The 21,088-nt window shown below is 41.7% G+C and carries 17 protein-coding genes and 1 pseudogene; 6 read left to right on the top strand and 12 right to left on the bottom strand.

Features of this window, described 5'->3' with window-relative positions; all coding sequences use genetic code 11:
* Nucleotides 1–94: 94 nt before the first annotated feature.
* Nucleotides 95–1,423 (top strand): 6-phospho-beta-glucosidase, encoded by a 1,329-nt coding sequence (locus AAYR28_RS03375; protein ID WP_024424565.1) that lies wholly within the window; start codon nucleotides 95–97, stop codon nucleotides 1,421–1,423.
* A 34-nt stretch (nucleotides 1,424–1,457) separates the two neighbouring features.
* On the opposite strand, the gene AAYR28_RS03370 is transcribed toward AAYR28_RS03375, so the two are convergent.
* A complete protein-coding gene (locus AAYR28_RS03370; protein WP_241770665.1) occupies nucleotides 1,458–2,120 on the bottom strand; it encodes a DUF3885 domain-containing protein in 663 nt (220 codons plus the stop codon).
* Between the two features lie 98 nt (nucleotides 2,121–2,218).
* On the opposite strand from AAYR28_RS03370, the gene AAYR28_RS03365 reads away from it, so the two are divergent.
* Nucleotides 2,219–2,425 carry a hypothetical protein gene (locus AAYR28_RS03365; RefSeq protein ID WP_061110510.1) on the top strand — a complete coding sequence of 69 codons (207 nt, stop codon included), beginning with the start codon at nucleotides 2,219–2,221 and terminating at the stop codon, nucleotides 2,423–2,425.
* A gap of 10 nt (nucleotides 2,426–2,435) precedes the next feature.
* Here AAYR28_RS03365 and AAYR28_RS03360 read toward each other — a convergent pair whose 3' ends face one another.
* Both AAYR28_RS03360 and AAYR28_RS03355 read right to left on the bottom strand, forming a co-directional pair.
* Nucleotides 2,436–3,347 carry an NAD(P)/FAD-dependent oxidoreductase gene (locus tag AAYR28_RS03360; RefSeq protein WP_061110511.1) on the bottom strand — a complete coding sequence of 304 codons (912 nt, stop codon included), beginning with the start codon at nucleotides 3,345–3,347 and terminating at the stop codon, nucleotides 2,436–2,438.
* 65 nt (nucleotides 3,348–3,412) lie between these two features.
* Nucleotides 3,413–3,850: an Rrf2 family transcriptional regulator gene (locus tag AAYR28_RS03355; RefSeq protein WP_061110512.1), complete on the bottom strand. Its 438-nt coding sequence runs from the start codon at nucleotides 3,848–3,850 to the stop codon at nucleotides 3,413–3,415.
* 184 nt (nucleotides 3,851–4,034) lie between these two features.
* Here AAYR28_RS03355 and AAYR28_RS03350 point away from each other — a divergent pair, with 184 nt between their 5' ends.
* Complete coding sequence (locus tag AAYR28_RS03350; RefSeq protein WP_061110513.1) at nucleotides 4,035–4,403, top strand: hypothetical protein; 369 nt, start codon at nucleotides 4,035–4,037, stop codon at nucleotides 4,401–4,403.
* A gap of 113 nt (nucleotides 4,404–4,516) precedes the next feature.
* On the opposite strand, the gene AAYR28_RS03345 is transcribed toward AAYR28_RS03350, so the two are convergent.
* Both AAYR28_RS03345 and AAYR28_RS03340 read right to left on the bottom strand, forming a co-directional pair.
* The gene (locus AAYR28_RS03345; RefSeq protein ID WP_120208664.1) at nucleotides 4,517–5,842 is read right to left on the bottom strand and encodes a 6-phospho-alpha-glucosidase; all 1,326 of its coding nucleotides are present in this window, start codon (nucleotides 5,840–5,842) and stop codon (nucleotides 4,517–4,519) included.
* Nucleotides 5,843–5,859: 17 nt separating this feature from the next.
* Nucleotides 5,860–7,449 carry an alpha-glucoside-specific PTS transporter subunit IIBC gene (locus AAYR28_RS03340; RefSeq protein WP_120208666.1) on the bottom strand — a complete coding sequence of 530 codons (1,590 nt, stop codon included), beginning with the start codon at nucleotides 7,447–7,449 and terminating at the stop codon, nucleotides 5,860–5,862.
* A gap of 148 nt (nucleotides 7,450–7,597) precedes the next feature.
* Between AAYR28_RS03340 and AAYR28_RS03335 the strand changes: the two genes are divergently transcribed.
* Complete coding sequence (locus AAYR28_RS03335) at nucleotides 7,598–8,362, top strand: MurR/RpiR family transcriptional regulator (protein ID WP_098676681.1); 765 nt, start codon at nucleotides 7,598–7,600, stop codon at nucleotides 8,360–8,362.
* A 143-nt stretch (nucleotides 8,363–8,505) separates the two neighbouring features.
* Here AAYR28_RS03335 and AAYR28_RS03330 read toward each other — a convergent pair.
* From AAYR28_RS03330 to AAYR28_RS03315, 4 genes and pseudogenes are all read right to left on the bottom strand, one after another.
* A pseudogene (locus tag AAYR28_RS03330) lies at nucleotides 8,506–8,955 on the bottom strand (SMI1/KNR4 family protein); the annotation flags it as partial.
* 109 nt (nucleotides 8,956–9,064) lie between these two features.
* Nucleotides 9,065–10,039 carry a tRNA dihydrouridine synthase gene (locus AAYR28_RS03325; protein ID WP_017366774.1) on the bottom strand — a complete coding sequence of 325 codons (975 nt, stop codon included), beginning with the start codon at nucleotides 10,037–10,039 and terminating at the stop codon, nucleotides 9,065–9,067.
* Between the two features lie 251 nt (nucleotides 10,040–10,290).
* A complete protein-coding gene (gene rlmD / locus AAYR28_RS03320) occupies nucleotides 10,291–11,670 on the bottom strand; it encodes a 23S rRNA (uracil(1939)-C(5))-methyltransferase RlmD (RefSeq protein WP_034623291.1) in 1,380 nt (459 codons plus the stop codon).
* Nucleotides 11,671–11,731: 61 nt separating this feature from the next.
* On the bottom strand, nucleotides 11,732–12,640 hold the full coding sequence (locus AAYR28_RS03315; RefSeq protein WP_024424554.1) for a diacylglycerol kinase: 909 nt from the start codon (nucleotides 12,638–12,640) through the stop codon (nucleotides 11,732–11,734).
* A gap of 181 nt (nucleotides 12,641–12,821) precedes the next feature.
* Between AAYR28_RS03315 and AAYR28_RS03310 the strand changes: the two genes are divergently transcribed.
* A complete protein-coding gene (locus tag AAYR28_RS03310) occupies nucleotides 12,822–13,775 on the top strand; it encodes a nucleoside hydrolase (protein ID WP_120208670.1) in 954 nt (317 codons plus the stop codon).
* Between the two features lie 29 nt (nucleotides 13,776–13,804).
* Here AAYR28_RS03310 and AAYR28_RS03305 read toward each other — a convergent pair whose 3' ends face one another.
* Nucleotides 13,805–17,023, bottom strand: a complete 3,219-nt coding sequence (locus tag AAYR28_RS03305) for an efflux RND transporter permease subunit (RefSeq protein ID WP_120208673.1) — start codon at nucleotides 17,021–17,023, stop codon at nucleotides 13,805–13,807.
* Between the two features lie 131 nt (nucleotides 17,024–17,154).
* On the opposite strand from AAYR28_RS03305, the gene AAYR28_RS03300 reads away from it, so the two are divergent.
* Nucleotides 17,155–18,000 (top strand): TetR/AcrR family transcriptional regulator, encoded by an 846-nt coding sequence (locus AAYR28_RS03300; RefSeq protein ID WP_061110521.1) that lies wholly within the window; start codon nucleotides 17,155–17,157, stop codon nucleotides 17,998–18,000.
* 179 nt (nucleotides 18,001–18,179) lie between these two features.
* Here AAYR28_RS03300 and gatB read toward each other — a convergent pair whose 3' ends face one another.
* The gene (gene gatB, locus AAYR28_RS03295; protein WP_024424551.1) at nucleotides 18,180–19,610 is read right to left on the bottom strand and encodes an Asp-tRNA(Asn)/Glu-tRNA(Gln) amidotransferase subunit GatB; all 1,431 of its coding nucleotides are present in this window, start codon (nucleotides 19,608–19,610) and stop codon (nucleotides 18,180–18,182) included.
* 13 nt (nucleotides 19,611–19,623) lie between these two features.
* Nucleotides 19,624–21,081 carry an Asp-tRNA(Asn)/Glu-tRNA(Gln) amidotransferase subunit GatA gene (gene gatA, locus AAYR28_RS03290; protein WP_024424550.1) on the bottom strand — a complete coding sequence of 486 codons (1,458 nt, stop codon included), beginning with the start codon at nucleotides 21,079–21,081 and terminating at the stop codon, nucleotides 19,624–19,626.
* Nucleotides 21,082–21,088 lie beyond the last annotated feature (7 nt).

Raw genomic sequence — 21,088 nt, 5'->3', positions numbered from 1 at the left:
TGATGCTCTCACGATAAGCTATAGATGTACAAACAAGAAAAAAGACTTTTCTCTATTATAACATTGCGCGTTACAATATTCGGAGGTGCAGAACATGGCAAAAGGATTAAAGGTTGTCACAATTGGCGGAGGATCAAGCTATACACCAGAGCTTGTAGAAGGATTTATTAAACGATACGATGAATTTCCGATTAGCGAGCTTTGGCTCGTTGATATTGAAGCGGGAAAAGAAAAGCTTGAGATCGTCGGAAATCTTGCAAAACGCATGGTCAAAAAAGCAGGGCTCCCAATCGAGGTTCATTTAACATTAGATCGCAGGAAAGCTCTTGTAGATGCTGATTTTGTCACAACACAATTCCGTGTCGGACTTCTTGAAGCACGTATGAAGGATGAACGCATTCCTTTAAAATATGATGTCATTGGTCAAGAAACAAATGGTCCAGGAGGTCTATTCAAAGGACTTCGCACCATTCCTGTCATTCTTGATATTGTCAAAGATATTGAAGAGCTTTGCCCGAATGCATGGCTTGTGAATTTCACAAATCCAGCTGGTATGGTCACTGAAGCCGTTCTTCGTTATTCAAACCATCGTAAAGTCGTTGGTTTATGCAACGTGCCGATCGGCATTCGCATGGGAATCGCCAAAGGGCTTGGTGTCGACGCAAGCAGAGTCGAAGTCAGCTTTGCTGGATTAAACCATATGGTCTTTGGACTCAATGTATTCTTAGATGGCAAAAGCATCATGGATCAAGTCATCGAAGACATGGCTGATCCAAACTCCAGCATGTCGATGAACAACATTCAAGCGATTCCGTGGGATGCTGATTTCTTAAAAGGGCTTGGCGTCATTCCTTGTCCGTATCACCGTTACTACTACAAAACAAGTGATATGCTGGCTGAGGAAAAGAAAGCAGCAGCAAATGAAGGAACACGTGCTGAAGTCGTTCGCGCATTAGAAAATGATTTGTTCGAGCTTTACAAAGACCCTGATCTCGACATCAAGCCGCCACAGCTTGAAAAACGAGGCGGTGCCTACTACAGTGATGCCGCTTGTAACTTAATTGCATCCATTTATAACGACAAGCATGACATTCAGCCTGTAAACACCATCAATAATGGGGCTATTAGTGACATTCCAAATGATTCTGCGGTTGAACTCAACTGTGTTATCACAAAAGACGGTCCTAAACCAATTGCTGTTGGTGAAATGCCAGTCGCTGTCAAAGGACTCATTTCTCAAATTAAATCCTTTGAACGTGTAGCTGCTGAAGCAGCCGTGACAGGCGATTACAACACAGCTCTTGTCGCAATGACCATCAACCCGCTTGTCCCATCAGATGCCATTGCAAAAAGCATCCTAGATGAAATGCTAGAAGCACACAAAGAATATTTGCCGCAGTTCTTCAATAAAGTAGAAGCATAAAAAGAAGCCGCACTTGTCGAAAGTGCGGTTTTTCTTATTTCGCTGCAAACAGGCGGTCCATCTGAGGGCGATCATAGTCTAATAGCCAGTGCTGTAAGCCTTCATAGACTGGTCTTAAACGCTCTGGATCTGCCGCAATAAGATCACAGCCTCGATCATCATATAAGTGAAAAATCATTTTTTTCGAGAGATTCATTAGGTAAATTTCATACCCCAGTTTTCCCTTCAAAATTTGATTCGGTGCATAGAAGTCCTCTTGGCACATCGCATGGAGAAGCGGACGCAATCGAATGTCTTGCAGCTGGCATTTGAGTGTAAATCTCTCTAATGTCAGTGAATCTTCTATTTCTGGACGTACATAGCTCAAAAGCTCATGACGCAATCGGTAACGCATTTTCCGATTGACATATTTTTGATAAACCAAGAGCTGACGCTTCGTTAATTCATGTTCATGTTCTGTATACACATCCGTTACAAGCAGCATCTCGTCTTCTGGATCAAAAGCATATTTCACAATCTCTAAAGCACGATCCCCCGCTTTTTCTAATACAATCGATTCTTTTCCTAATGACCAATCTGCCAATTCAAACCGAAGCCCAATAGGCCACTCATAAAAAAGCGGCGGCGTGAGGATAAGATCAGGAAAATGATTTTTTAAAAATCTATTGGTTTGATCGCTCATTTGCTTCCCTTTCATTGGCTTTATTTCTTATTTTACCGTTGAAACGTATAGGAAAACAATTGGAAATAAACTGTCATTTCTTATATGATAGAAAGAGATGGAGGTGTAGCCAATTGAAAACATCAAAATGGTTTTTACAAGTGTTCCTTACAGCACTGATCACCATGTGGATACAGGCTGGACTTGATCAAGCGAACATCATTCAGATCACCAATGTATGGGTCGATGTCAGCAGCTGGATCCTGATCTTCTTTGTCATCTACGCACTTTTTGAATGGACATCTCACGTCTTAGCAAAACGGAAAATCGCTCACCACTGAACATCTCTTTTCATAGAGATGTTTTTTCTTGAAACTCTTCTTGCACAAGTTCATGAATGACGCCCATTCCTGCCTGGCTTCCGGCTGCTGCTGCGAGAACTAACTGAGCAGGACCGCCTAAATTATCACCACATGCAAAGACACCACTGACGGTTGTACGTCCAAGAATATCTGTTTCAATACCCGCATTCTTCGTCATTTGACAGCCAAGCTTTTCGGCAAATGGGGCTGACTGCTTGAATTCACTTGCGACAAAACCGCCTTCCCTATTCACTATCTCCCCATTCGCAAGCTGTAGAGAGCGCAGCTGCCCATTGTCATGATCAATCGACACAATTGGCACATCAATGACTTGAATAGAATGTGCCGTCAGAAGCGTCTTGTCTTCTTCAGCTAACATGTGCCCATTCGTAAACACGATCAAATCCTTTGTCCAATTGAAAAGAAGTTTAGCCATGTGCAAGGCTCGCTGATTCTCTGCAATGAGGGCAAGTGCTTTCTCCTTTAATTCCCATCCATCACAGAAAGGACAACTAAACAATGTTTTTCCGTACACATCATGAATTCCTTCGATCTCTGGCAGTATATCCTGCAATCCAGTTGCCAAAATGATTTTTTTCGCTTCGAATGCATCCCCCTCGTGTGTTAGTAACGTAAAGTTTTCCTCTTGCTTTTGTATATCAACAATTCTACATCGGTTGATTTGGATATGAGGGTATTTTTGAAGGTCTGCCTCTCCCGCTTGTCTGATTTCAAACGGTGTCATTCCATCATTTGTAATAAATCCATGTGATTCCTGCGTCACTCGATTTCTTGGCAGCTCATCATCAAATACAACGACCTGCTTTCTGCCTCTTCCTACAACAAGTGCTGCACTTAATCCGGCTGGCCCGCCTCCGATAATGGCACAATCTAATAACATCTCAATCTCTCCTTTTTTATTAAAGACTTTAAAGACTCTTAATATCTATAATCAGTTCGAAAAAATCACACGTTGAAAAATGGATTTTTTTCTGTTTGCTCAAGTTGGTTCGCAATATCAATTAACCGTTTTTGACTTAATGTCTCCTGCATTTTCGTTTCAACATCCTGCATAACTTGTTCAATCAAACAGCCATCATGAGGCATGAAGGAGTCATGCTCTAAAGAGCAGCGAAATAAATTCGTTTGTCCTTCTACAGCCTGAATGACATCTAAAAAAGAAATGTCTTCCTTTCGTTTAATAAGGGTGTATCCTCCCTTTGCACCAGGTGTTGATTCAATCAGTCCCGCCTTCACAAGCTTTGTTAAAATTTTGGATAGATAGGTTGGTGAAAGGTCTTGTATCTTAGCAAGAGGCTCAACGCCAATCGCTTTACCCTTTGGCGCAAGAGTTAAAAACACCATCGTATGCAGCGCATAGTTGGTTGCTTTAGAATATTTCATGAGGAAACTCCTTTCTATCTATTATAGACCTTTTATATCTGTAATTGATCATAGATGATTCAAGAGAAAAAAGCAAGAGTTGTGAATCTGCTCCACTTTTCATTCCACATTTCACATTTCCTTCCGATAATAGAAGTAAGCACGAAATAAAGTTTTGATTGAGAACGAGAAGGAGTGAAGAAAAATGTCAGATCAGCAGCACAATGCAGCACACGAAGAAGAAGAGTTTAACGTATACGACATGCTTCCGCCGGCAGGTACAATCATCGGAGAAGCAACAGAAGAAGAAATGGAAGCCGCAGCAGCACTTGAAGTGAGACACGTCGCGTTCATGCGCCTTCAAGATATGTTCATTCAATTTGATGGCTCGTCTTACAAAGACTTATTAAAAGACTTCCAAGAATTCGAATTGGATTCCACAAAATTCTGGAGAGCCATTGCTAGACGACTTCAAATCCCATACGAATGGCCAATCCGAATCGACCACGCAAACGGCCCTATTTATATTGGTGAAACAGAGGATAGCCGTGAGGTTGAGGAGAGCGCAGAGTAAGGAATGGCGGCCCCCTTTTGGTAAGGGGGCTTTTTGTCTCCATTACAATACATCGGTTGAAAAAACAAATAAGCAATATGAGCGCTGTCACGCCCATATTGCTTATTCTCGTGTTATGTTAACTCTGGCCAAAATGCTTGATTTGCCACAATTAAGTCGTCTAAAATATCTTTTGCTACTTTAGCACTTGGCACCGTTTTCGATAATGTGATGGCCTGCCATAGTTTTTGATAGGATCCTTCTTCAAATGCTTCTACTACTAATTTTTCTACGCCAACTTGCTGCTCCATGAGACTTTTTTGAAATCTAGGAATCTCTCCAACTACTAATTTTTCTGGACCGCTGCTGCCAACGATACAAGGAATTTCAACCATGGCTGTTGGATCAAAGTTCCTAATGGCGCCATTGTTCTCTACGATCATCAGCATCCGTTCCTTTTTATTAAAAGCAATGGCTCGTGCCAAATCAACGATATAGGAAGCATGCTCATCAATGGTCAGCTTTGTTTCCTTTGCAGTTCCTTTATCAATGATGGCCTGACATTCACTAAAAACAAAAGCTTCCCGCCCCTCCATCACTTCATTGGCACGCGTGAACGCTATATTTGAATGTGCCACTTCTTCATCTGGAAATAGATAGTATTTCAAATACGTATTCGGTACCGTTTTTGGATCAAGTGCTTGAATATCTTTGGCCTTTTTTAATGTGCTGTTCCAGCTCTTCTGCTGTTCTAGCTCAGATGTTCCATCTGTTGCATAACCATGCTGGCTTACATGCTTAATTACCTCAGGCATTAAGCTATTTCCAGCTTTATCTCGAATATCTGTCCACCAGCCAAAATGATTTAAACCATAGTAATCGACTTCTAGTTCTTTCCGCGAAGATAAGCCTAAATTTTTTGCAATTAATTCTTCGATACCAATTGGCATATCACATATGTTTAAAATCTTGGCATTCGGCCTTAGCTTACGTGTTGCCTCTGCTACTATCGCTGCAGGGTTCGAATAGTTTAACATCCAAGCTTCAGGTGAGTATTTTTCCATATAATCGACAAGTTCTAATACACCTGGAATGGACCGCATCCCGTAAGCTATTCCGCCTGGACCGCATGTTTCCTGTCCGACGACTCCATGCTTCAATGGAATTTTCTCATCTAATTCACGCATTGCATATTTGCCGACACGAATATGTGCCATCACAAAATCGACTTGAGTAAAGGCTTCTTCTGGGTCCGTGCTTGCCAGTAATCGTACTTCTGGTGCTCGTTCTTTTAACATAATCTCACATGCATCTGCAATCGTCTTTTGTCTAGCTTCATCATTATCATAGAGTTTAATTGTATGAATTGGGAACTCCTCTAGATAGTCTAACAGCATCAAAATGATTCCCGGTGTAAATGTACTTCCGCCTCCAGCGATGGTAATATTAAATTTTTTCATCATATCCAGCTCCTTTTTCAATCTAATGAAAGTTTTGTCTCAAAGGACTCTCTTACTTGCGGTACACTTAAGCCAACAATGATTTGAATGCTTTGACCACTTTTCGCCATGCCGTGTGCCCGTTTATTTTTTGTAAAGTAGTCCCTATCTTTCACCAAGCTAGGGTCAATCACTGTAATACGCAGACGCGTGGCACAGTTTGTCACATCTTTAATGTTTTCTTTACCGCCAAGGCCTTCTAAGAAATAAACGGCTTTCTCTTCATACTCAGACGCATAAACGGGGCCTTCTTTTTGGTCATGACCTTTTTTATGAGCATTCTCATAATCTTGTTTTGTATATAGCCTCGTCTCCTCCTCATGTTTTCGTCCTGGTAATGGAATATCAAATTTCACAATCATCCATCTAAAGATGACAAAATACACTGCTGTAAAGAGAAGTCCAATCATCGCTTGGATCAGATAAATCCCTCCATGATTTGAAGAGAGCGGAATCCAGTTCAATGCAGCTATTTCAATAAGCCCGGAACCCATCATTCCAACAACACCAAACATATTCATAATTGTCACCATGGTCGCACCAAGAAGTGCATGTATCACAAATAAATAAGGCGCGAGAAATAGGAATGTAAATTCAAGCGGTTCTGTAATTCCGGCAAATATGGCTGTTAATGTGGCCGGTAATACCAATGCCAAAACCTTTTTTCTGTTTTCTTTCGGTGTAGAAAAATACATGGCTAAAGCTATCCCTAAACAGCCGAACATCTTAATATTCCCATGCAATAAAAATCCGTATGGATAAAGATCCTTCAAATCGGAAGTGGAGGACGCAAATTCATTTAAGTGAGCAATCCAATATGGTTTTAACCCCCCATTTACAGCCGCTGGACCAAACTCAAAAGGTGTATAAATAAAATGGTGAAGTCCTGTTGGAATTAACACCCTTTCCAAGAAATGAAACAGCCAGACACCAATATAACCAGACTGTGCCATAAACCCTTGAAGAGATTGAATCCCCTGCTGAACATAGGGCCATACAAAAGCAACGATAAAAGCAATAGGAATCATCACAAAGAATCCGATGATGACAACAAATACAAGCCCCTGGAAAATCCCAAGCATTTCAGGCAGCTTTTGATCATAAAAACGATTATGGATCCAAATGACGATTCCAGATATCATCACCGCACCAATGATACTTGTATCCAGCGTAGGTATACCCGCTATTTCTTTTACTCCCGCTACGTTTTCGGCACCTTGCGATAAATCAACGCCAAAAGTAGACGGCCAAAGTGTCAAAATAGCATGAATATAATTGTTAAATACAAGATAAATCATCAAAGCTGCGAGCGTCGCACGTGCTTGCGCTTTTTTTGCAAGTGAGATGGGCAATCCAATCACAAAGGCTAATTCCATATGATTGAAAATCGTCCATCCTCCGCTTTCAATCAGTGACCAAACCTTATACCACATCGTACCTTCTCCAGCCATTTCCCCCATAATCGCCGGATTCTTACATAAAGTCGCGAGGCCGACAACAATACCAAAAAACGCGAATAAAAGTACAGGAACTACCATAGCACTGCCAAACCGCTTGATTGCATTCATAAGCATAACCCCTTTGCTTGATCCATAACACCACTGTAAAGGGAGCGCTTACAAAAACCAATAGGTTTGACGTATTTAGAAATCAAGTTGTAACATTAGATTATATTTTCACAGGAAGAAAATATTTTCATGTTGGAGGGCACATCGCATGATACTCGACAAGCTGGTAAATGAATACTTCGAAGACTTAAATAAGAATGACCTGCACATTATTAAAACAATCCATGATCATCTTGAAGAAATGAAGACAATGAAAATTCAAGACCTTGCCCGTTATGCTCATACTTCCATCTCATCAATCCATCGGCTTGCTAAGAAAATAGGGTTCGACGGCTACAGTGACTTAAAGTCTTATGTGAAATTAAATGCTTTCACTGAAGAGACAACACAGGATTTAATGCAGCTGCTCGATCAAGACATCCGGCAGACAAGGAAATATATGGAGCAGCTGGACTTTCATCAATTAAATCAACTGATTGATCGTGCACCGTATATTTATATTTATGGGACAGGAACAGCACAGCTCGATTTGGCCAATGATATACAGCGGCAGCTATGGTCACTCCATAAGAAATCTCAAGTATTACGAAGCAAGCGGGACTTAACAGATGGAATCATTGAATTTGGTGAGGATGACCTTTTATTTATCATTTCTTTATCGGGTGAATCGAAGAATTTAGATGAAATCATTCAATTGGTGAAAACAAGACATATCAAATTTATCAGCATGACCACTTTAAGGAATAACCTCCTTGCACAAAATGCCATGTTTAACATCTATGTAAGCAGCACCCCGTTTCCCTTATATAACAAAGTGGACAACTCCAGCTTTCTGCCATTTTACATTGTGGCAGATATTATCGTCAGAAAATTTAGTGAGTGGAAAGTGAACCAATTGAATAATAGGACTTAAACATAACAGGTACAGTTTTGGAGAGAGAATCCATATTACTTCGCAAAAAAAGAGAGACTCTTTTGTCTCTCTCAAAAAATACTGTATAACAACGGTTTTAATGAAATATATCTACTCGCGGCTGCCTTTTCCTTTTCATGTTATTCAGCAGTATAATGCCCAGCAAGCAGTTCATCAAACGAATCCGCTAATTTGAAATCCGTCTCATCTTCTAGATCAAAGTAGTGAATCGGCGGATGCTCCTTTGTTTCTCTATAATCCAATGCAATCCACGTATGACCATCCCCACAAATGAGCACAAGTCCCTCAGGCAATTCCCATTCTTCTATTAAATAATCACTATCCATAATGCCTTCATTTTTGGCAATTCCTCTTAAATGATCAAATGACACATGATCCTCTGCCCATCCATTCGGCTGATCCGTTGGAAAAGCGTTATGCAGGGTATAACCGCCATTTTGTTCGAGAATCAGTTGCTTATATGTATCCGGCAGGATGACGCCTAGCTTCTTTTCCGCTTTTGCAATGCCTTTCTCATTGATTTTCTTAAATGTTTCTTCGCTTTCTCTATCTTTATCCCAAAATGGTTTCAAATAAAATACCTCCAATTGTTATTTCTATCTCATTTTACCATTTAAGATAACTAGTTTAATAGTCCTATTTAATAAAAAAGAGAAGGGTTCCCCCTCCTCCTCTTGTTGGTCATGATTGTTCTTGATTTCTCGCTTCAAATTCATCCAGCATTGCACGCACTTCATCTGTTGATGATGTGTTCATTAATTGATTTCTCAAGAAACTCGCTCCCCTGAATCCTTTCACATAAATCTTAAAGAAGCGGTGCAGTGCCTTGAATGGACGCAAACCTAGTGATGAGTATTGATCATGGAGATCAAGATGTAATCTTAAAAGACCGAGCAGTTCATCACTTGTATGCTCCTTCGGCTCTTTTTCAAAAGCAAATGGGTTATGGAAAATCCCTCGTCCAATCATCACGCCGTCTACTCCATACTGCTCAGCGAGCTTTAAGCCTGTTTGACGATCAGGAATATCACCATTGATTGTCAAAAGAGTATCAGGTGCTACTTCATCACGAAGTTTTTTGATTTCAGGAATGAGCTCCCAATGCGCATCCACCTGGCTCATTTCCTTTCTTGTGCGAAGGTGGATCGATAAATTCACAATGTCTTGCTCCAAAATGTGTCTAAGCCACCCGCGCCATTCATCGACTTCAGTAAAACCAAGTCTTGTTTTGACGCTGACAGGTAATCCCCCAGCTTTTGCCGCTTGAATCAGCTCTGCGGCAACGTCTGGGCGAAGAATCAAGCCGCTGCCCTTCCCGTTTTGCGTAACATTTGGGACAGGACAGCCCATATTAATATCAAGTCCCTGAAATCCTAACTCCGCCATTCCAATGCTCATCTGTCTAAAGTTCTCAGGCTTGTCTCCCCAAATATGAGCAACAATCGGCTGCTCATCCTCTGTAAACGTTAAACGCCCCTTCACACTTTGAATACCATCAGGGTGGCAATAGCTCTCACTGTTCGTAAACTCTGTAAAAAACACATCCGGTCTCGCCGCCTCACTCACAACATGACGAAACACAACATCTGTCACTTCTTCCATTGGTGCTAATATAAAAAATGGCCGCGGTAAATCACGCCAGAAATTTTTACTCATCTTTCATCCAATTCCTCTCATAACATAGCGCCTTAAAGGGCATGTCCTTCTATAAAGTCTTTCAGCAATTTTTATCATTATATACTTTAATATGAACCGGGCAAAATTGCAAAAAAGGACTTTTGGTGATGAATTGCGCGGCGAAAATATTGATTCCACTTCCAAATATCATTTTTAGTGCCGATTGAACATGCAAAAATAAAAATATCCCAATATCGATGTTTTTCACGAAATCGGGATGTCTTAATACATTACTGATTAATCACAAGACTTGCTACACATTCGACATGATTGGTATGCGGAAACATATCCACAGGCTGCACTTCCTCTGTCACATACCCGCCATCTTCAAGAATTCTCAAATCACGGGCAAGCGTCCCTGGATTACAGGACACGTAAACAACTCGTTTTGGCTTCATCTTTAAAATGGTGTCAAGCAGTGCTTCGTCACAGCCTTTTCTTGGCGGATCGACGACGAGGGTATCTGCTTTGATGCCTTCTTTGTACCAATTCGGAATAACCGCTTCTGCTTCACCGACTGCGAATTCAACATTGTTGATTCCGTTTAAGGCAGCGTTGCGTTTTGCGTCTTCAATTGCTTCTGGAACAATTTCAACCCCATAAACTCTGCCTGCTTTTTGTGCGAGAAATAAGGAAATCGTACCGATTCCGCAGTAGGCATCAATGACGGTTTCTTCGCCTTGCAACTCTGCATATTCAAGCGCTTTGTCATAAAGCACCTTTGTTTGAGCTGGGTTCACTTGATAAAATGAGCGGGCTGAAATGGCAAATTTGATGTCGCCAATCGTGTCATAAATGTATTCTTCGCCCCATAAAACGGTTGTTTCGTCTCCGAAAATGACATTTGTTTTCTTTGAATTCACGTTTTGTACAATTGACCGAACGTGTGGGAAGCGTGCTATAATCTGCTCAATCACCTGCTGCTTTTGCGGAAAGTCAGCTGTTCTAGTAACAAACACAACCATCATTTCACCTGTTGCAATACCGTAGCGAACCATCACATGACGCAGCCAGCCTTTGTGCCGCTCTTCGTTATATGCTTTGATGCCAAACGCATTGCATATGTCTTTTACTGCCTGTACCACTTCGTCGTTTTCTGACTGCTGAATCAAACATTTTTCCATATCAATGATTTCATGGGTACGCTGCTGATAAAAACCTGCAACAAGTCCGCCTTCTCGTTCGCCAACTGGAACTTGTGCTTTGTTTCGGTAATTCCAAGGGTCTTCCATGCCGAGTACAGGATGAACTTTTACACGGCTCATATCAAGCTTGCCGATCCGCTCTAAAACGTCCTTTACTTGTTTCTGTTTAAATAGCAGCTGGCCTTCATAGCTCATATGCTGAATTTGGCAGCCGCCGCACTGTTTGTAAATGGGACATGGCGCATCTTGCCTGTGCTGACTTTCCTTTGTCAGCTCCATAAGTCGTCCAAAAGCAAATCCTTTTTTGACTCGTGTGACTTTGATTTTCCCTTGTTCGTCAGGAAGGGCATTCGGTACAAAGACAGGGAATCCTTCAATTTTCGCTACACCTGCACCTTCATGCGTTAAGTCTTCGAAGGTTACATTGTAGTATTCATTCTTTTCAACAGGCGGTTTCATTTTCACCAACTTTATCACCTCATTTGCAAAGAAAAACTTGGCCGCCATAAGGAACCAAGTTCAGTCTTCACCCTATTTTTTCAGCTGTTGCTTTTGGCACAATAAATTCAATATGGCGATACAGGTTTTCAAATTCACCTGGCAGCATGCCGCCGTATTCACCATCTAAATTCAATTGCATTTTATCTTTTACATCTACCTTCACGCGATTCGCTTTTGCGTAGATGACATTGTTATCATGAATATGCTCGCCTCTAAGAGCAAGACTGACCACTCGAATGGCTTCTGCTAGATTGACCTTCTTTAGAATAATCAGGTCAAACATCCCATCATCTAAAATGGAATCTGGCGCTAGTTTTTCAAACCCGCCTACTGAGTTTGTGAGTGAAACAAGAAACAGCATGATTTCTCCATGAAACAATTTGCCGTCATATTCAATTTCGACTTCTGTCGGGCGGATAGAAGGAAGCATCTCCATGCCTTTTAAATAATAAGCAAGCTGTCCAAGCATGGTCTTCAGTTTACTAGGCACCTCATAGGTGAGCTCTGTTAACCGGCCGCCGCCAGCAATATTAATAAAATAATGGCCATTGACTTTACCGATATCAAGCGGCTTCGCTACACCCTCAATAATGGCATCTGTCGCTTTCAAAACACCTTCTCGTGGAATTCCAAGTGCTCTTGCGAAGTCATTTGTTGTTCCAACTGGAATAATTCCTAGTTTTGGTCTTTTTTCAAGCGGTGCTAGTCCGTTGACGACTTCATTGATCGTGCCGTCTCCACCTGCTGCTACAATTAAATCAAAATCTCTCTGTGCGGCTTTTTCTGCTGCTTGCGTGGCATCTCCTGCACATGTCGTCGCATGACAAGAAGTTTCATAGCCAGCTTGTTCAAATTTTTGCAAAACCTGCGGTAAATTCTTCTTGAAGAGTTCACGCCCAGATGTCGGATTGTATATAATTCGAGCACGTTTCATTCATCATCATCCTATATTCATTATGCAATCTATTTTCACCACTAACAACCTTTAATTATACTATGAGATTTGAAAATGGCAACAAAACAACCACCTAATATGTGAAATCTCCTACCACATTTCCCGCAGCAAGAAAGCATTCTGATAAGATAAAAGAAAACGCTGTAAAGGATGATATGCGATGAAAAAGCCTGTCTATTTTAATCATGACGGCGGTGTTGATGACCTCGTCTCTTTATTTCTTCTCCTTCAAATGGAACATCTGAAAGTCATCGGAATGTCTGTGATTCCTGCTGATTGTTATTTAGAGCCTGCTCTCAGTGCATCTCAAAAAATCATTGATCGATTCAGCCCTTATGAAATTGAAGTCGCTGCTTCAACTTCTAGAGGCGTCAATCCATTTCCGAAGGAGTGGCGCATGCATGCTTTTTATGTAGATGCTCTGCCAATTTTAAACGAAAAAGGCACTGTTGATACAAAGGTGTCCAAGCTGCCAGCACACCTTCATCTGATTGAAACGGTTAAGAAGGCAAAAGAACCTGTCACCCTGCTCTTTACTGGTCCGCTCACAGATCTTGCACGCGCTTTAGAAGAAGATCCTTCTATCCCTAATAAAATTGAGAAATTAGTGTGGATGGGCGGCACGTTCCTTGAAAAAGGCAATGTTGAAGAACCCGAGCATGACGGGACAGCAGAATGGAATGCCTTTTGGGACCCTTATGCTGTGAGCACTGTCTTTCAGGAACCTTTCCCTATTGAAATGGTCGCACTTGAAAGTACAAATCAAGTCCCGCTTACACTTGATGTACGTCAGCGCTGGGCTTCTCTTCGTTCTCATATTGGAATAGATTTTATCGGACAGTGCTACGCCTTTTGTCCGCCGCTCATTCATCATGAAACGAACTCGACGTATTACTTATGGGATGTGCTGACAACGATTACTCTTGCATCTACATCATTTACCCGTTCGAAAGAAGTTAATGCGATCGTTTATACCGAGACGCCTAGACAAGGACGCACCGAAGAGCATCCAGATGGAAAATCAATTCAAGTGATTGACCATGTCGATCGTGATGCCTTTTTCCACGCATTTGAAGAGCTTATGAGAAAAGCTGTTTGTCAGATTTCAAAATAAAAAGCCCCGCCAATGAGCGGGGCTTCCTCTTATTCTTCATCTGCGTACTTTTTCTTACGTCTAAACTTGCTTAACATTTCATACACGATTGGGACGATGACCAATGTGAGAAGTGTAGAACTTGTTAAACCGCCAATTACGGTTACGCCAAGTCCTTTTGATACGATCTGGCTTCCGCCTTCAAATCCTAATGCGAGTGGCAGCAGTGCACCGATCGTCGCAAGTGCCGTCATTAAGATCGGGCGTAATCTTGTTGTTCCAGCTTCAAGTAATGCTTCTCTTGTTGAGAGACCTTCTTTTTCTTTATGAATCACGCGGTCAATCAAGACAATGGCATTTGTTACAACGATACCGATCAGCATGAGCAATCCAATCATGGCATTTAAGCTGATGGTTTCTTTTGCTATAAACAATCCAAGGAGTGCGCCAATAATCGTAAATGGCAGTGAGAAGAGAATTGCAAATGGTGCAAGTCCTCCGCCAAATGTGATGACGAGAACGAGATACACAATGGCAATCGCTGCAAGCATTGCAAGGCCAAGCTGTGTAAAGGATTCCTCAATATCCGCACTTACGCCGCCTGTGTCAATCGTTACGCCAGATTTTAGATCAAGCTTGTCGACTTTCTTCTGAACATCCTGCGTTACACTTGAGACGTCGTCTGTTGTCATGTCACCAGACACTTCTGCGTAGATTTTCCCATCACGTTTTGTCACCGTATTTGCTGTCGAACCATCTTTTACTTTTACGACATCACCAATTCGGACTTCTTGCCCTGTTGGTGTGGTGATCTTTTTATTTTCTAAATCTTTTTTGCTCTTATATTCATCTTTTTCCGTTTGAAGCTTCACGTCAAGTTCTTTGCCGTCCTCTGTGACTTTCGTCAGTGTTGTTTCGCTATTTTGAGGTGCAATCGCTTGAGCGATTTGTGAAGCAGTTAGACCTAGTTTCGCTAGTTTTTCTTGATCTGCATTAAATGTAAATTCATCGTATTTCTCAGATAAGCTTGTGCTGACATTTTTCAGGTTTTTCTCATCTTTTAAGATGTTCTCAACATCTTTTACTGTGCCTTCAATATCACTTGCTTTATCCCCGTACACATAGTACGTCACCGTATTGCTTGCACCAGCAGATGAGAAGTCTTGTGATTTCCATTCCCCTTTAGATGCTTTATCTTGCAGAGCTTTGACCACGCGGTCTTTTTCTTTATCAAAGTTTGGCGTGTCATCATCATATTGTACGAAGAATAATGCACCGTTAGAGTTACCGCCAACACTTGCTGTCATGGCATTTGAAGAGCCTAGTGAATACTGAACTGTATTGACATGGTCACGTTTCATCAAATATTCTTCAGCTTTTTTCGTTTCATCAATTGCTTGTTCTCTCGTTTGTCCAGGCTCTGGCGTGTATGTCACCATGGCCGTTTTCTCTGCTTCCTGTGGTAAGAAGCTGACACCGACAAGTGGTGCTAAGAATAAGCTTCCGACAAGCATAAGAATGGCAATTCCTGATGTGATCCATTTATGGTTGAGTGTCCAATTAAGTACACGTCTATAACCGCCAGCAAGTTTGCTTGGTTTATGCTCTTTTACTTTTTTCGCTGTACCGTAGAGATTCTTTTTAAATAGACTGTGTGCCATCATTGGAACAATTGTAATGGCGACAAGCAGTGAAGCAAGTAACGCAAACACAATCGTTAGGGCAAATGGGATGAATAGTTCACCAATCATTCCACCTACTAATGCTAGCGGTAAGAATACTGCAATAGTCACAATGGTCGAAGACATAATCGGGATAAACATTTCTTTTGTGGCTTCTCTGACGAGTGCCTTGCCTTTTAATGGTTCATCCTTTAATGCCATTCGTCGATAGATGTTTTCTATGACCACTATCGAGTCATCGACAACACGCCCAATGGCGACGGTCATGGCACCAAGTGTCATGATATTTAATGTAATATCCAGCTGATTTAATAATAAAACAGCAATCAACAGAGATAACGGAATGGAAATGACCGAAATTAATGTTGATTTGATATCTCGAAGGAACAACATAATGATAATAATCGCAAAGATTGCTCCGATGATCGCCTTGTTCAGCATTGTGCTGACAGACTCTTTAATCGGTCCTGCTTGATCATATGTGGTACTTACTTTGATGCCTTTGTTGTCTTTTTTAAATTCCTCAAGCTCTTTTGTCACTTCTTCTGCTACACTCACTGTGTTGGCATCAGAACCTTTAACAATTTGCAGACCGATACTGTCTTTTCCGTTCGTTCTAGAGATCGATTCTGCATCTTTTACGACTTTAATATCTGCTATCTCAGATAGCTTGATCGTCGGCAGTTCTACAGATTGACTGCTTGCTGCACCTGCTTGCTGCTGAGCTGCTGCTTGCTGCTGACTTGCACTTCCAGCCTGCTGCTCCGCACCTTGCGCACCTGGGTTTTCTGAGCCGTTAGAAGGTGCTCCAGCTCCAGCGCTTCCCGCACCGCCGCCTGCACTTGGTGTGACTGGAATACGCATGTTTTTCAAATCTTTGACGCTTAAAATATTGCCGTCCACGACAACTGATTTTTGTTTGTTGCCAAATGTGTATAGACCTAATGGTACATTCACATCAGAGCCTTTGATCATGTTTTGGACGGTATCTTCATCTAGACCGTATTCTTTCAATTTCTTTTGTTTAAACGAAAATTCTACTTCTTTGATTTGCTGTCCTGAAGTTTCGACAGAAGAGACACCGTCTAATCCTTGAAGTGAAGGAACGAGATCATTTTCTACTTTTTGTGTAAGGTCTTGTAATGATTCTTTATCACCAGAGACACTAAGAGCTAGGATTGGAATCGCATTAATACTAAAGCGTGCGATTTTAGGTTTTTCTGCATTTTCAGGGAAATCGATATTGCTAATCGCATCTTCAATTTCCTTTTTTGCTTCATCCATGTCTTTGTTGTAATCGTACTCGATTTGAATGGATGATGCATTTTCAAATGAATTAGAAGTGACCACGCTGACCCCATTGAGGTTTTGAATCGATTTTTCAATTGGATCTGTCACCTTATCTGATACTTCGTCCGGCGTTGCGCCAGGGTACGTTGTAGAAACCGTAATGACTGGCGTGTTGATATTAGGGATTGATTCTTGTTTCATATTCAATCCGGCATATAGACCAGCAACTGTTACGATAATCGTCATGAGCCATACAGCGAACTTATTCTTTAATACAAAATTGATGATCGAATTCATTATATCCTCCATTTTCCTTTATGTATTGACTGACTGGTCATTCTATATCATAATAAACGGTGATATACAATGCCGTCAACCATTTCACTTGCGTTTGACGTAACATTCTAAAGCTGAAGGGGCCTTATTTCATGAACGAAAAAAAAGAAAAAATCATTAAAGCAAGCATCCAATTGTTTGCGAAAAAGGGTTTTTCTTCTACGACCATTCAGGAAATTGCAGATGAATGCGGAATATCAAAAGGCGCATTTTATTTACATTTCAAATCAAAAGAACAGCTTTTCAACCGAGCGTTTGAATATTATATCGACACTTCGATGCAAACTATCGAAATGATTCGAAAAGAGAATCAGCATCTCGCGCCGAGAGAGATCTTTCAGAAACAAATCGCTGAACAGTTTCAGCATTTTGCTGAGAACAAGGATTTTATCATTCTGATCCTCAGCGAGAACATTATTCCGGAAAACCAGCAGATTAAAAAGTATTCAAAAACTGTGAAAAAGCAAATGAACGATGAAATTCAAATTTCCATCTTGACCACTTATGGACAAGAAATCGAACCGTATATAACTGACCTGTCAGTCATGATTCAAGGAATTATCCAATCCTATGTGCAGGTTCTGCTTTTACAGGATCAAATGAAATTATCATTTGATGAGCTCTCATCCTTTATACTCGAACGGTTTGATGATCTGGTTCACGGCTTGCTTCGTTCTCAGACGAAGCCGATTTTGAAGCAAAGCATTTGGGATGATGAAGCGCCGAGTGCTGCTTCCCTTCAAGAGGAGCTTCGCTTGTTAAAGCTTGAGCATCTGCTTTCAGATGATACCGTTATATCCATTGAAGTGATTGAAGAAGAGCTGGCAAAAGCTGAACCTCGTAAGCCAGTCATCCAAGGAATGCTGACGAATTTAGAAAAGTGTGAGGAGCCTGCTGTTCTAAGAGCAGTGGAGCAATTGAAGCTGTTTCTTCAGTAACATGTCGTGCTGTTTTTCGATTTAGCTCACCTTTCCCCCTTCGAATGTGCACTTTCGCTTATGCTTCATTATAAGAAAAGATTCTCTAAATTGATATACGGCGGTGGTCTGAATCTATGTTAAGACCCTGTCATTTCAAGCAAAAAAACCGCCTGTTTCATCAGGCGGTTTTTTGCGATTTAGCGTTTTTTGATTTCTTCAAGGAGAATCTTGTTCACCATCGGCGGGTTAGCTTGGCCCTTCGATGCTTTCATGATTTGTCCGACTAAGAAACCAATCGCGCGGTCTTTACCATTTTTAAAGTCTTCAATGGATTGCGGGTTGTTATCAAGTGCTTCTGTGACAAGTTTGAGCAGTGCACCTTCGTCAGAAATTTGGACAAGTCCTTTTTCTTTGACGATTGTTTCTGCATCTCCTCCATTTTCAATGAGCTCTTTGAATACCTTTTTCGCAATCTTAGAGGAAATTGTTCCTTTTTCAATAAGCTTGATCATGCCAGCAAGTCCTTGCGGCGTTAGCTTTGTATCGTCCAGCTCTTTTTGAGCAGAGTTTAAGTAAGCAGATACTTCACCCATGAGCCAGTTCGATGCTTGCTTCGCTTCTGCACCTTCTGAAATGGTCGCTTCAAAGAAATCAGACATTTCTTTCGTCAGCGTGAGTACCATTGCATCGTATGCAGGGAGTCCAAGCTCATCGATATAGCGTTTGCGGCGCTCGTCTGGAAGCTCTGGGATCGATGCTCTTACACGTTCTTTCCACTCGTCATCAATGTACAGTTCCACCAAATCCGGTTCTGGGAAGTAGCGGTAATCATCAGATCCCTCTTTGACACGCATCAGGATCGTCTTTTTAGACGCTTCGTCATAACGGCGGGTTTCCTGTTCGATCAAGCCGCCAGAAAGCAATACTTGCTCTTGACGCTTCTCTTCGAATTCAAGGCCTTTTTGTACGAAAGCGAATGAGTTCAAGTTTTTGAGCTCTGTCTTTGTACCAAACTCTTCACGGCCGATTGGGCGAAGAGAAATATTGGCATCACAGCGAAGTGAGCCTTCTTCCATCTTACAGTCAGAAACGCCTGTATATTGAATAATGGATTTTAATTTTTCTAAGTAAGCATACGCTTCTTCTGGCGTGCGAATGTCTGGCTCAGATACGATTTCAACAAGCGGTGTGCCTTGACGGTTGAAATCGACGAGTGAGTAACCGTCGCCTGTGTGCGTCAGTTTCCCTGCATCCTCTTCCAAATGGAGACGCGTAATACCGATTCGTTTTGTTTTGCCTTCTACTTCAATTTCAATCCAGCCGTTTTCACCGATCGGTTTATCAAATTGAGAAATTTGATACGCCTTTGGGTTATCAGGATAGAAGTAGTTTTTACGGTCAAATTTTGTATCTGTTGCGATTTCACAGTTCAGCGCCATGGCCGCTTTCATCGCAAAGTTCACCGCTTCTTTGTTCAGTACAGGCAGTACGCCAGGATATCCAAGGTCGATGACACTTGTTTGCGTGTTGGCAGCTGCACCAAAAGGTGTCGGCGAGCTTGAGAAAATTTTCGATTGTGTTTTTAGCTCTACGTGGACTTCAAGTCCAATTACCGTTTCAAAGTTCATTCTGATTCACCCCTTACAGTTCAGGTTTTGCTTTATGATGATCTGTTGCTTGCTCAAAAGCGTGAGCCACGCGGTACACTGTTCCTTCGTCAAAGTGCTTGCCGATGATTTGCAGTCCTAACGGAAGGCCATTTGCAAACCCACAAGGCACACTGATTCCTGGAACGCCTGCAAGGTTAACAGGGATCGTTAAAATATCGTTTGCATACATGGTTAGCGGGTCGCTTGTCTTTTCACCAATGTTAAATGCAGGAGTCGGCGTTGTTGGTCCTACAATGACATCATACTTTTCGAAAACATCTTCAAAGTCTTTTTTGATCAATGTACGGACTTTTTGCGCTTTTTTATAGTACGCATCGTAATATCCTGAGCTTAGCGCGAATGTACCCAGCATGATGCGGCGCTTCACTTCGTCTCCGAAGCCTTCAGAACGAGTATTTTTGTATAAATCAATCAAGTTGTCTGCATTATCTGTACGGTAGCCATAGCGGATGCCGTCAAAACGTGCAAGGTTTGCAGATGCTTCTGAAGAAGACAGTAAGTAGTAAGTCGCAAGCGCGTATTTAGAATGCGGAAGAGACACTTCTTCCCACGAAGCACCAAGTCCTTCTAATACTTTTAACGCTTGAAGAACAGATTCTTTTGCTTCCTCGCCAACACCTTCGCCAAGGTATTCTTTCGGCACAGCAATTTTCAAGCCTTTGATGTCGCCAGTTAATGAAGAAAGAAAATCTGGGACATCGACATTTGCGCTTGTTGCGTCCATTTGATCGACACCTGCAATTGCTTGAAGAACATATGCGTTGTCCTCTACATTACGTGTAATCGGACCAATTTGGTCTAATGATGAAGCAAATGCGATTAATCCGTATCTAGATACACGGCCATATGTCGGCTTAAGACCGACAACCCCGCAGAAAGATGCCGGCTGACGAATAGAACCGCCAGTATCTGAACCAAGTGAGAACGGTACTTCACCTGCTGCAACAGAAGCTGCTGATCCACCGCTTGATCCGCCTGGAACGGTGTTTAAATTCCATGGGTTTTTCGTCGCTTTGTAGCCTGAGTTCTCCGTAGAAGATCCCATTGCGAATTCGTCCATATTTAATTTACCGATTGTGACTGCTTCTGCGTCTCTTAAGCGGTTCACAACGGTTGCATCATAAATCGGATCAAAGTTTTGCAGGATTTTACTTGAAGCTGTTGTACGCAAATCCTTTGTAACAATGTTATCTTTCACACCGATCGGCATACCGAACAATAGGCCAAGCTCGTCCTTTTCACCAACTGCCTCGTCCAATTCCTTTGCATACGCACGTGCTTTTTCTTCGTCCAGTGCAAGGAATGCTTGTACTTTCCCGTCTACTTCATTGATTCGTTTATAAGACTCGTCCACTAAATCAGAAACAGACAGTTCCTTTTTATGTAAAAGCTCTTTTAATTCAGAAATTTTGTGATCAAACAGTGACATGTCTCGG

The organism is Bacillus safensis (assembly GCF_039619585.1).
Lineage (GTDB): Bacteria > Bacillota > Bacilli > Bacillales > Bacillaceae > Bacillus > Bacillus safensis.
The sequence above is the reverse complement of the archived record's forward strand: the minus strand, read 5'-3'. Positions and strand labels throughout refer to the sequence as shown.

What these genes read in the sequence shown, in the direction of transcription:
- AAYR28_RS03300 (WP_061110521.1), top strand. Translation starts at nt 17,155, where the DNA reads ATGAACGAAAAAAAAGAAAAAATCATTAAAGCAAGCATCCAATTGTTT.
- AAYR28_RS03335 (WP_098676681.1), top strand. Translation starts at nt 7,598, where the DNA reads ATGATACTCGACAAGCTGGTAAATGAATACTTCGAAGACTTAAATAAG.
- AAYR28_RS03340 (WP_120208666.1), bottom strand. Translation starts at nt 7,449, where the DNA reads ATGAATGCAATCAAGCGGTTTGGCAGTGCTATGGTAGTTCCTGTACTT.
- AAYR28_RS03375 (WP_024424565.1), top strand. Translation starts at nt 95, where the DNA reads ATGGCAAAAGGATTAAAGGTTGTCACAATTGGCGGAGGATCAAGCTAT.
- AAYR28_RS03355 (WP_061110512.1), bottom strand. Translation starts at nt 3,850, where the DNA reads ATGAAATATTCTAAAGCAACCAACTATGCGCTGCATACGATGGTGTTT.
- AAYR28_RS03315 (WP_024424554.1), bottom strand. Translation starts at nt 12,640, where the DNA reads ATGAAACGTGCTCGAATTATATACAATCCGACATCTGGGCGTGAACTC.
- AAYR28_RS03350 (WP_061110513.1), top strand. Translation starts at nt 4,035, where the DNA reads ATGTCAGATCAGCAGCACAATGCAGCACACGAAGAAGAAGAGTTTAAC.
- AAYR28_RS03345 (WP_120208664.1), bottom strand. Translation starts at nt 5,842, where the DNA reads ATGAAAAAATTTAATATTACCATCGCTGGAGGCGGAAGTACATTTACA.
- AAYR28_RS03310 (WP_120208670.1), top strand. Translation starts at nt 12,822, where the DNA reads ATGAAAAAGCCTGTCTATTTTAATCATGACGGCGGTGTTGATGACCTC.
- AAYR28_RS03360 (WP_061110511.1), bottom strand. Translation starts at nt 3,347, where the DNA reads ATGTTATTAGATTGTGCCATTATCGGAGGCGGGCCAGCCGGATTAAGT.
- AAYR28_RS03370 (WP_241770665.1), bottom strand. Translation starts at nt 2,120, where the DNA reads ATGAAAGGGAAGCAAATGAGCGATCAAACCAATAGATTTTTAAAAAAT.
- AAYR28_RS03325 (WP_017366774.1), bottom strand. Translation starts at nt 10,039, where the DNA reads ATGAGTAAAAATTTCTGGCGTGATTTACCGCGGCCATTTTTTATATTA.
- gatB (WP_024424551.1), bottom strand. Translation starts at nt 19,610, where the DNA reads ATGAACTTTGAAACGGTAATTGGACTTGAAGTCCACGTAGAGCTAAAA.
- AAYR28_RS03305 (WP_120208673.1), bottom strand. Translation starts at nt 17,023, where the DNA reads ATGAATTCGATCATCAATTTTGTATTAAAGAATAAGTTCGCTGTATGG.
- gatA (WP_024424550.1), bottom strand. Translation starts at nt 21,081, where the DNA reads ATGTCACTGTTTGATCACAAAATTTCTGAATTAAAAGAGCTTTTACAT.